The organism is Methylocystis sp., assembly GCF_051061225.1.
Classification (GTDB): Bacteria; Pseudomonadota; Alphaproteobacteria; order Rhizobiales; family Beijerinckiaceae; genus Methylocystis.
Genome location: NZ_JBPFEB010000148.1, coordinates 57,729 through 67,607, shown reverse-complemented (window position 1 = coordinate 67,607; position 9,879 = coordinate 57,729). Strand labels below are relative to the sequence as shown.

Genomic DNA, 9,879 nt, shown 5'->3' with positions numbered 1-9,879 from the left:
CGAACGCAACCGACGCCGTAACTCTTCCGCTACCGCGGGCTCCGTCTCGAGCCGCTTGATTGGCCGCGCCATGGCAGCCCTCCATCATGCAAATCCATTGCAACTCGATAATAGTCGATATTTGAGAGACAGGACACTAGCGGGACGCGCCGCTAACCGGATTGACCGAGTTGCGGCGCCAGCGCGACCAATGCGGAGAGCGCCGCAAGGGCGGCGAGGAGTCTGTAAAGGATCTTCAGGCGTCCCATGGGGCCGCCGTCGCACAACCGGATCACGTCCGCCTCCGCGCCATAGCCCGCCCCGCTTCAGGCGCGGCGGGGCGGCGATTCCGAGGACCGCCTTCTTAGAGCATGCCAAAGGAAACGGCGACTCCGCGTCTCCCGGAATCGCCGGTCAGAGCCTGTGTGACGTTCCGGGAAAGGCTAGCAGGCCCCGGTGGGATCCGCGCAGTACGGCACGTTTGTCCAACTGAAAACGTCGCGGGACGTCGGATCGAGCGTCAGCCGCAGCCATTCGGCCGGGGCTGTGGTCGATCCCTGGACGACGATCCGCTGCAGGTTTGGCGTCGCGGGAACCTTGTGGACCTGACCCGACGCGCTTTGCGGGTCGGCGAGCGGCCGGTCGGCCTTGAAGACATGCGAGTCGCCGTTCAGCAAAAGGACGGGCCGGCCAAACTGTCTCACGGAAGCTGACAATTGCTGGACGAAGGGCGTGTAGGCGTCCAATCCGTCCCCGCCAGAGAGGAGCGCCTCCGGGTCCCACATATCCGCCTGTATGGCGATCACGACGCCGCGCGCAAGCGACAGACGAGCCATGTCGAAGGCCTTTTTCAGCCAGCGGATGTTTGCGTCTGTCCTTTCCTGAACTTCCGTCGCATGCGCGGCGTCCTCGAAGCCATTCGTCCATGGCCGCGTATCATTGTTCGAGCCGGGGACATTCAGCGTCACGAAAACGACCCCGAAGTCGTACCACATGACATTTTCGACAAACTTCGCATCAGCGGGAAAAGCCTTGTCGGCCTTTTCGGCCTGTGACCAGACGTCCTTCTCTTCCAGGCCGAGGGTCTTGCCGGGCCTCGCAAAGAACAATTCGCGTACGGCGGTCAGTTCCTTGAGCGGCTGCCCACTCTTGCCTTCCTTGGTTTTATGGCAATCTGACCATTCGTTGTCGCCAGGAGTGTAGACGAGCGGCGATTTGAATTTCTGAAACTGCGCAAAAACCGACTGGTTCCAGCCCGGATTGGATGTGCTGATGGGACGAAGAATTTTCGCGCTGGTGCAGGGCTGTGAACCCGAGTGGATGTCGCCGACATGCAAAACCCATCTGACAGAAGGGTCGGAGTTCACGGAGTCGACAAGTCGCGAGGCGTTCTCCAGAAGAAAATTATTGTAAGGCCAGTCGCCAAACACGGCGATCGCCGGCTTTTTATCCTCGGCGAAAGCTGTCGAACAAATCAGTGAGGCGCCGACGAATATCGACGCGATAGATGTGATGGCTTTCATGGGGGCCCCTCCACCCGGTTGAACATTCCGGGAGATAGGGGGCTTCCATGTAGCTTTTATGAGAGACAGGTATTGCTTGCGTCGTTGGTTGAATCCTACCGAAGCTTCTCATAGCCCTGCTTGAATCCTTCAAGCCTCACCTGATGTCTCAGTCCCTCGGAGGGATCGAGATAGATGACGAGCGTCGCAAGCTTCCCGTTTCGCAATTGGTTGAGTTGCTGATCATCGAGCGGCGCGTCCGCGAGGCACCCGCCCGGCGAGCATCTGAAAAACGGAACTCTCCCAATGTCCGTCTGGTCGATCTTCAGGCTGACGCCGTTGAGCAGATACACATTGAGCGGCGCGACCACGCGCAGGACCGTCGTCTTGATCTCGGCAGGTTTGACGACGATGACGCCGAGGCTGGAATCTGCCTTGTCCTCTGATCGAATGGTCTGGGTCAGAGCGCATTGCTCGGTTTTCGAGCCTGCCGGCGTCTGGCATTGCAACTCCCATGCGCCAAACTTTGTCTTGGCGGTATCTTCCGCATGGGCCGCGCCGAGCGCGAGCGCCAGCCCTGCCGAGAGAGCGGCCGCCGCGCAGGTGAGTCCGACTATTCTGGGCATGTCCGATCCTGTGGTCCTCGACGATTCGCGTCCACGATTGTGATCATACGCGCCACAGGCGCGCACTTGCCAGAGATGGCGCTGGATGACCGTGGAATCAGGGGATGCGCGTCGTCGCCGCCCTCTGTCTGCCTTGGGAGATTACAACGGCGGGGCCTGTCGAAAGAGGAGCGCGGCGGCGCGGCCAAAAAGAAAGAAAACAGCCACAAGGGCCAGAATCTGGGGAATGGTCATGGCAATATCGCAATTTTTCAGTCTCATCGTCCGAGGACTCCTGAAATCGCTCAAAACCAGTTTTTCTCCGCCGCCTCGACAGTCTCGCGCCACACAAGCGCATTTGTCAGGCCACCAATCCACTCCCGGCAGCCGATCGGTCGCAAACTTCGAGCCAGCGCTTGCTGTCGTCTGGAGTTTCATCCAGCCTGTCGGGACATTGGCGCAGGCGTCCATGCGCCGGGAATTCAGCAGGATGCAGAACGCCATCCTTCGCTTGTAAACCTATCGAATATCATTCCCCGGAAACCATCCGAGGATTTCCGAAAGACGAAAATGGGCCGCCTCTTGCCGAATCGTCAGCCGATCTTTGTCGAATCGGATGGGCTATTGACTCATAACGAACCGCAAATCTCAACATTTTTGCAGGCCGCCACAGCGTTTGGGCGGATAAATAGCGGTTTTTCTTCAGCAAGCTGAGTTGCCAAAGCTGCGCCGTTGGGTCATCCTGCAACGAAAAGTGGAGGAGCGCCTTTATGTGTTGGGGACCAGGCGTTTCGGCCACGATCGTGGGCATTGGTGTTGCAGCAACCGTCATAACCATCCGCCGCAAGGTCCCAGTGGCCTTCTCGGTGGCGATCGCCTGGTTCACCTTGATGGAGGCGCTCCAACTGGCCGGTTATCTGGTGATCAACCAGTGCGACAATCCGGTCAATCAGGCGATCACGCTGCTCTCCATCCTCCACATCGTTTTCCAGCCATTTTTCATCAACGCGTTTTCGCTCGAACTTGTCCCCAAAGAGGTCAGGCGACGGGCGCGCATCCCGGTCTATACGCTGTGCGGCGTGTCTTCAGCGATCATGCTGTTGCAGCTCTACCCTTTTGCATGGGCGGGAGCCTGCGAGCCACACGTCAACCTTTGTGGCTCGCCCTTGTGCACGGTTTCAGGAAATTGGCACCTGGCGTGGAACGTTCCCTACAACGGTCTCCTCGTTCACATTGATCAGATGATCGGGATGAAATGGGGATTTCCGTCTTACATGATCGTCTCGTTTCTTGTGCCGCTGCTTTATGGCGCGTGGCGATTTACGCTGTTTCACGCCATTTTCGGGCCGCTGCTGGCGGCGCAACTCACGGGGAACGTCAACGAGGTGCCAGCCGTCTGGTGCCTGTTTTCTCTCGGTCTCGTGCTCATGGCCCTCAATCCCGTTTTCCGGCAGAAGTTCGAGTGGCGGCGATGAGGCGCGCTTTGCAGCAAGCAAATGCCTGAGGTGGACCCGCGTCAGATCTTGTTCATGGTCAAGTTCAAGTTTATAATGAGCTGATGCGCCTTACGTCACAAAGCCAGTGAGAACGGTTTGAATAAGCGGCGCTCCTTTGGGTGACCAGAATGTCACTTTGGCGCTTGGTTCGGATTGTCGTGGTTGGATGTCTCGCGGGCTCAGGCGCCGCAATGGGGCAATCAGCCAAAGACCGGCACGATCCGACACCACCTCCGCTCGACCCGGAAGAATCACGTTCCATCTTTACGGCAGTCCCCGAACCCGGCCCGTCGATGAAAGCGGCGCGGGACAGGCTTCAGGAACGGGGCATTCGCGTAATGGGCAAATATATTGGCGAGATCTTCACAAACGCGACCGGCGGCTTGAAGAGCGGAACAGCTTACGATGGTCGTTTCCGGCTTTCGCTCGACGCGGATTTCGAGAAAATTGCTGGAGCACAAGGTTTGACGCTTCACGCGAGCGCTCTGGAGATTCACGGGCGTGGAATAGATTTTTTATATGTTGGTTCGCTCATGCCTCCTTCCAACATCGAGGCGTCTCGAGCCGCACGGCTTTACGAATTGTGGCTGCAAAAGGATTTTCTAAACGGCTTTTTGAGCATCCGTGCCGGTGAAATGGCGGCCGACCAGGAGTTTATGTTTCCGATCTGGGCGACGCTTTTCATCAACGGCGCTTTTGGGTGGCCAGTTTATGCCGCGACCAATCTCCCGGATGGTGGCCCGGCATATCCGCTGGCGAGTCTGGGCGCGCGAGTCGCGGTCAATTTCACTGATCGCCTGACATTCATGGCGGCGGCTCTGAACGGCGACGCCGCCCCGCCCATGGGATTGTTCGGAAACCCCGATCCGCAGCGCCGGAACCCGAACGGTCTTCAGTTTCGGTTGAAAGACCCGGCGCTCCTTATTGCCGAAGCGCAGATCAAATACGACCTGAACGGTCTCGGCGGTGTCTTCAAACTTGGAGGCTGGCGGCATTTCGGCTCGTTCGCCGATCAACATTGGGGGGTCGACTCCTTATCCCTGGCCGATCCGAACGGCGCGGGCGTCGCGCGATCGCTGCGGGGAAATTTCGGCGTCTACGCGATTCTTGATCAACAGATCGGCGCGGGGATCGGTCCCGGACGTGGGGCCGGAGTCTTCCTGCGCGCCGGGGCGGCGCCTGATGATCGCAATGTGGTGAGTCTGTCCGCTGATGCCGGAGTGTCTTTCATCGGCTTTATGGACAACCGTCCCGACGATCTTTTCGGGATAGGATTTGGTTACACGAGGATTTCCAGCGCGGCGCGTAATCTTGATTACGACACGGCGTTTTTCAGCAACTCATTGCGGCCTGTCAGATCGTCGGAAGAACTGGTGGAGGTCACCTATATCGCCAGGATGGCGGCAGGCTGGTCTCTTCAGCCAGATATCCAGTTCATCATGCATCCGGGGGGAAACATGGCCGATCCAAAAGACGCTGGGGGAACACCGGCTTTGCGATACGCGCTTGTGTTCGGCTTGAGATCGCTGGTCCGATTCTGAGGGCCAGCGCATCACGACATGCCCGATTTTGCCGTCGCGGGCGAGGAGCATCTGCTTCGCGGCGCGGCACAAAAAACAAGGCGTCAGCATTTGCATGCTGACGCCTGATTTTCTGAGTTCGAGATGTCGCGTTATTCGACGCGAACAGCCGTTAACGCGAATAGAACTCGATGACGAGGTTCGGCTCCATCTGGACCGGGTAGGGCACTTCCGTCGCGTGCGGGACGCGGGAGAGCTTGGCGGTCATCTTGGAGTGATCGACGTCGTAATATTCGGGCACGTCGCGCTCGGCGAGGCCGACGGCCTCGAGCACGGTCACCGCCTGCTTCGAGGACTCCTTCACCTCGATCACGTCGCCGACCTTCACCAGATAGGACGGGATGTTGACCCGGCGCCCATTGACGCGGATGTGACCGTGGTTGACGAACTGGCGCGCGGCGAAAACCGTCGGCACGAATTTCGCGCGGTAGACGACCGCGTCGAGACGGCGCTCGAGCAGACCGATGAGGTTGTCGCCCGAGTCGCCCTTCATGCGAATGGCTTCGGCGTAATATTTGCGGAACTGCTTCTCGGAGATATTGCCGTAATAGCCCTTGAGCTTCTGCTTCGCCTTCAGCTGCGTGCCGTAGTCGGAGAGCTTGCCCTTGCGGCGCTGGCCGTGCTGGCCGGGGCCATATTCGCGGCGATTCACGGGGCTCTTCGGGCGACCCCAGATGTTCTGGCCCAGGCGGCGATCGAGCTTGTATTTGGCTTCTGCGCGCTTCGTCACTTTACTTTCGTCCTCTCATGGCCGCGTCCGGCGGCGAGAGGCGAAACAGCGATCACACGCCCGAGGCCAAGTCCTCGCGCGCCAATGTCGCAATCGCGTCTCCCGCTGCTCCCGGCGGCGCCGGGTTGGGAACGCGCCCTCCTCTGCCGGAAACCCGGCCGACAGGCGTTCTCGTTGAACGCCACGGGTGCATGGCCCGGCGCGGCTTTCCGCGCAGGGTTGGTGGGGAGCTAAAGGAATGCGCTCCCCAAGTCAAGCCGCTTACTCAGCGGCCGGCGTCAGCCTTTCCACCCGTCCTAGAACAGGCTGAAGGGCAGGCCTTCCTCATAGGGAACGATCATGTCGGCGTTGTAGGGCGGACGCTGCGGCAGGGTTTCCTGCATGTACCAGCTCCGCTGCGACGACTGGATCGGGTCCTTGTTGTAATAGGTTTGCTGCAGCATGTAGCGGTTCGTGCTGCCGACCGGCACCTTCGTGCCCGGATCGAGCCAGCTCCGGCGCTCGACGTCGATCGGGCCGCGGCCAGCGACCGCCAGCCGGCTCTGGGAAACGGCATAGGCGGCAGGCTGGTGAGCGCGCGATTTGGCGAGCGCCTCTCCGCCCGCGGCCGTCGCGACCAGGCAGGCGAGGCCCACCGAAAGCATAAGTCCCTTGCGCATCTCCATCCTCTCAGGCTCGACGCTTCACGGACATCATATAGCACCCGGCGGCAAAAGCGACCCGGCGCGTCGCGAGCGTCAGTTTTTCGTGGGCTCAGGGTGAATCGCGGAAGCGCGCGCGACGGTTCGGGATTTCCGTGTCTGGGCGACCGGCTTCGCGCCGGCCTTGCGCGGGATCGAGGCGGTCAGGTCGTCGCGCGAAACATTGACGCAACCCTTGCCGCGCGCGATTTCCGCGTTGAGGAAGAAGTCGTTCAGCGCCTTGTTGTCGCTGCCGGCCGAATAGGTCACCTTGTCGAGAATGCAGGCGAGAGAGACCCGGTCGATCGGCCTGGTCGCGGAGCCGCAGGCGATGGCGGCGATTTCCAGCGGCACTTTCGGATCGAGCAGGCGCGTCGCGAGGCAGGCGCGCTCGCTCGCGTCCACGCCCTCGCCGCCCGGCTGGGAGAGTCGGATGTCGGCGGTCTCGAAGGCGCCGAAACGCGTCGAAAGCGTCGAGCGCTGACCGATTTTCGCGACATTGAGGCCCACGGCGCGCGCATGGCGGGTCATGTCCAGAAAGAAGTCGGGATTGGTCGCGGAGGGGTCGAGTTCGGGGTGAATGTCAACGCGCAGAAAGGGTGCGCCCAGCGCGAACTGACCTGCCGTCACGCTGTCGACCCGCTCCTCGCCCTCCCGGTTCTGGGCGACGCTCGCAACCTTCTTCTCGCGCTCGAATTCGGGCGCCTCAATGTCGAGCGCCGGGGCCTGGGCGTCGGGAGCGGCCTGGTTGCCCATGCTCGCCTTGGCGGCGATCTTGGCGGGGGCGGCGGCGACCGGCGGCGCGTCGGCTCCGGCGACCGCGCGCGGCGGGACGGCGGGACGGGCGAAGAGCGCGGCGGCGGCCAGGATGACGCAGGCGCCGACGCCCATCCCGAGAGCTGCGCGAGCGCCCTTCGGGCGGGCGTGGATCGGGCCCCGATAGGCCCCAAACACATGATCGTGGTCGAGAGTGTTCGCACTCATCACGCTACTCCGCGCCGCGCACAACGCGCGCCAAAATTGCCGCTGCCCGGATAGTGCGCGGTTTGGAAGAAACTAAGGTTAACGCCGACAAACGAATTTGTTCATGGTGAATGGAAGGTTACGCGCCGTCCTGGTGACGCGCGGGCGAAAAAAAACCCCGGCGCGCGGCCGGGGTTCGTTGTGGCCGGCCCCGCGCGGCGCGCGGGGTCGAACAGATCGGGGGCAGGATTACTCCTTGCCCTTCTTGGAGCCAGCCTCGCGGGCCTTCAGGGCCGCGCCGAGAATGTCGCCGAGCGAGGCGCCGGAGTCGGCGGAGCCGAACTGGGCGATCGCTTCCTTCTCTTCGGCGACTTCCAGCGCCTTGATCGACACGGCGACCTTGCGGGCCTTGCGGTCGAACAGGGTCACGCGGGCGTCGACCTTCTCGCCGACGGCGAAACGCTCGGGGCGCTGGTCGGCGCGGTCGCGGGCGAGTTCGCTGCGCTTGATGAAGGTCGTCAGGTCCGTGCCGGTTATCTTGACGTCGATGCCGGAGTCCTTGACTTCGATCACCTCGCAGGTGACGACGGCGCCCTTCTTGACTTCGCCGTCCTCACCGCCGCTGACGGAGGCGAAGGGATCGCCCGCGAGCTGCTTGACGCCGAGCGAGATGCGCTCCTTCTCGACGTCCACGTCGAGAACCTGAGCGTTGATGACGTCGCCCTTCTTGTACTCTTCGATGACCTGCTCGCCCGGACGGTTCCAGTCGAGATCGGAGAGATGGACCATGCCGTCCACATCGCCGTCGAGGCCGATGAACAGGCCGAACTCGGTCTTGTTCTTGACCTCGCCCGAGACGGTCGAGCCGACCGGGTGCTTCTCGGCGAAGGCCTCCCACGGATTCTGCAGGGTCTGCTTGAGGCCCAGAGAAATGCGGCGCTTGACCGGATCGACTTCGAGAACCTGAACGTCGACTTCCTGGCTGGTCGAGACGATCTTGCCGGGGTGAACGTTCTTCTTGGTCCAGCTCATCTCGGAGACGTGAACAAGACCCTCGATGCCCGGCTCCAGCTCCACGAAGGCGCCGTAGTCGGTGATGTTGGTCACGCGGCCATGGAACTTCGCGCCGATCGGATACTTGGCCTCGATGCCCTGCCACGGGTCCTCGAGAAGCTGCTTCATGCCGAGCGAGATGCGGTGCGTCTCGTGATTGATCTTGATGATCTTCACCTTGACGGTCTGACCGATGGTCAGCACCTCGGACGGATGATTGACGCGGCGCCAGGCGATGTCGGTGACATGCAGCAGGCCGTCGATGCCGCCGAGGTCCACGAAGGCGCCGTAGTCGGTGATGTTCTTCACGACGCCGTCGATCACCTGCCCCTCTTCGAGGTTGGCGACGATCTCGTGACGCTGCTCGGCGCGGCTCTCCTCCAGCACCGTGCGGCGCGAGACGACGATGTTGCCGCGGCGGCGGTCCATCTTCAGGATGTGGAACGGCTGCGGCACGTTCATCAGCGGGCCGACGTCGCGGATCGGACGGATGTCGACCTGCGAGCGCGGCAGGAACGCCACGGCGCCGTCCAGGTCGACGGTGAAGCCGCCCTTGACCTGATTGAAGATGACGCCCTCGACCTTCTCATTGGTCTCGAAGGCCTTTTCGAGCTTGACCCAGCTCTCTTCACGACGCGCCTTGTCGCGCGAGATGACGGCTTCGCCCAGCGCGTTCTCGACGCGCTCCAGATAGACCTCGACCTCTTCGCCGATGCCGGGGGCGGGGTCGCGGCCATAGCCGGTGAATTCCTTGAGGGGCACGCGGCCTTCGGTCTTCAGGCCGATGTCGATGACGGCCACGTCCTTCTCGATGGCGACGACGCGCCCCTTGATGACGGAACCCTCGAAAGCCTCGTTGTCGCCGTAGCTCTGCTCGAGCAGGGCGGCGAAATCTTCGCGCGTGGGGGCGCGATCGGTCGTAGCGGACATTTTTTCTCCTGGAGGCCCCGGTCGGGGCGGCGCCGGCGAAAGGTTTGCGTTGCGGTCGGCTTTCGGCGGTCGGAACGTCTCGCGGCGCAGCGGGGCGGGGAGACGAAAAGCTCGAAAAACGAACTGGCCGGCGCGGCCCGATCGTCGAAAACCAGGTGACGGACGCGGCGAGGCGCTCTCCCCCTCCAGGGCGAAAACCTTGTCGCGCGGCTGCTATCTAACAGCGTGCGGCGCCTACGGCAAGCGGCGCCGCCGGGCCTTCGTTGCTGCATCGCCAAAAATCCGTTATTGCGACGCAAAAATCGCCGCGCAGGGTCCGATTCCGCGGCGTTCTTTGGCGAAATCGCCGCTGGCGAAGCGG

The 9,879-nt window shown here is 61.9% G+C and carries 10 protein-coding genes; 3 read left to right on the top strand and 7 right to left on the bottom strand.

What is annotated here, in order from left to right:
- Window positions 1-152 precede the first annotated feature (152 nt).
- The 3 genes from ACR652_RS25860 to ACR652_RS25850 all read right to left on the bottom strand — a co-directional run bounded on the left by ACR652_RS25860 (window position 153) and on the right by ACR652_RS25850 (window position 2,107).
- Window positions 153-275, bottom strand: coding sequence for a hypothetical protein (locus tag ACR652_RS25860; RefSeq protein ID WP_434509345.1), 123 nt, complete (start codon window positions 273-275; stop codon window positions 153-155).
- A gap of 147 nt (window positions 276-422) precedes the next feature.
- The gene (locus ACR652_RS25855) at window positions 423-1,502 is read right to left on the bottom strand and encodes a hypothetical protein (RefSeq protein WP_434509344.1); all 1,080 of its coding nucleotides are present in this window, start codon (window positions 1,500-1,502) and stop codon (window positions 423-425) included.
- Between the two features lie 95 nt (window positions 1,503-1,597).
- The gene (locus tag ACR652_RS25850) at window positions 1,598-2,107 is read right to left on the bottom strand and encodes an invasion associated locus B family protein (protein WP_434509343.1); all 510 of its coding nucleotides are present in this window, start codon (window positions 2,105-2,107) and stop codon (window positions 1,598-1,600) included.
- A gap of 75 nt (window positions 2,108-2,182) precedes the next feature.
- Here ACR652_RS25850 and ACR652_RS25845 point away from each other — a divergent pair, with 75 nt between their 5' ends.
- The 3 genes from ACR652_RS25845 to ACR652_RS25835 all read left to right on the top strand — a co-directional run bounded on the left by ACR652_RS25845 (window position 2,183) and on the right by ACR652_RS25835 (window position 5,123).
- Window positions 2,183-2,800: a hypothetical protein gene (locus ACR652_RS25845; RefSeq protein WP_434509342.1), complete on the top strand. Its 618-nt coding sequence runs from the start codon at window positions 2,183-2,185 to the stop codon at window positions 2,798-2,800.
- Window positions 2,801-2,889: 89 nt separating this feature from the next.
- Window positions 2,890-3,561 carry a DUF5765 domain-containing protein gene (locus tag ACR652_RS25840; RefSeq protein WP_434509341.1) on the top strand — a complete coding sequence of 224 codons (672 nt, stop codon included), beginning with the start codon at window positions 2,890-2,892 and terminating at the stop codon, window positions 3,559-3,561.
- Window positions 3,562-3,773: 212 nt separating this feature from the next.
- Complete coding sequence (locus tag ACR652_RS25835; RefSeq protein WP_434509340.1) at window positions 3,774-5,123, top strand: carbohydrate porin; 1,350 nt, start codon at window positions 3,774-3,776, stop codon at window positions 5,121-5,123.
- 151 nt (window positions 5,124-5,274) lie between these two features.
- Here the strand turns inward: ACR652_RS25835 and rpsD are convergent, their stop codons facing one another.
- From rpsD to rpsA, 4 genes are all read right to left on the bottom strand, one after another.
- Window positions 5,275-5,892, bottom strand: a complete 618-nt coding sequence (gene rpsD / locus ACR652_RS25830; RefSeq protein ID WP_202072974.1) for a 30S ribosomal protein S4 — start codon at window positions 5,890-5,892, stop codon at window positions 5,275-5,277.
- A gap of 296 nt (window positions 5,893-6,188) precedes the next feature.
- The gene (locus ACR652_RS25825) at window positions 6,189-6,551 is read right to left on the bottom strand and encodes a hypothetical protein (RefSeq protein WP_434509339.1); all 363 of its coding nucleotides are present in this window, start codon (window positions 6,549-6,551) and stop codon (window positions 6,189-6,191) included.
- Window positions 6,552-6,629: 78 nt separating this feature from the next.
- On the bottom strand, window positions 6,630-7,556 hold the full coding sequence (locus ACR652_RS25820) for a hypothetical protein (RefSeq protein ID WP_434509338.1): 927 nt from the start codon (window positions 7,554-7,556) through the stop codon (window positions 6,630-6,632).
- A 228-nt stretch (window positions 7,557-7,784) separates the two neighbouring features.
- A complete protein-coding gene (gene rpsA / locus ACR652_RS25815; RefSeq protein WP_434509337.1) occupies window positions 7,785-9,518 on the bottom strand; it encodes a 30S ribosomal protein S1 in 1,734 nt (577 codons plus the stop codon).
- Between the last annotated feature and the right edge of the window lie 361 nt (window positions 9,519-9,879).

Coding starts and splice junctions, on each gene's coding strand:
- ACR652_RS25835 (WP_434509340.1), top strand. CDS start 3,774: ATGGGGCAATCAGCCAAAGACCGGCACGATCCGACACCACCTCCGCTC.
- rpsA (WP_434509337.1), bottom strand. CDS start 9,518: ATGTCCGCTACGACCGATCGCGCCCCCACGCGCGAAGATTTCGCCGCC.
- ACR652_RS25820 (WP_434509338.1), bottom strand. CDS start 7,556: ATGAGTGCGAACACTCTCGACCACGATCATGTGTTTGGGGCCTATCGG.
- ACR652_RS25850 (WP_434509343.1), bottom strand. CDS start 2,107: ATGCCCAGAATAGTCGGACTCACCTGCGCGGCGGCCGCTCTCTCGGCA.
- ACR652_RS25825 (WP_434509339.1), bottom strand. CDS start 6,551: ATGCGCAAGGGACTTATGCTTTCGGTGGGCCTCGCCTGCCTGGTCGCG.
- ACR652_RS25855 (WP_434509344.1), bottom strand. CDS start 1,502: ATGAAAGCCATCACATCTATCGCGTCGATATTCGTCGGCGCCTCACTG.
- ACR652_RS25845 (WP_434509342.1), top strand. CDS start 2,183: ATGGCGCTGGATGACCGTGGAATCAGGGGATGCGCGTCGTCGCCGCCC.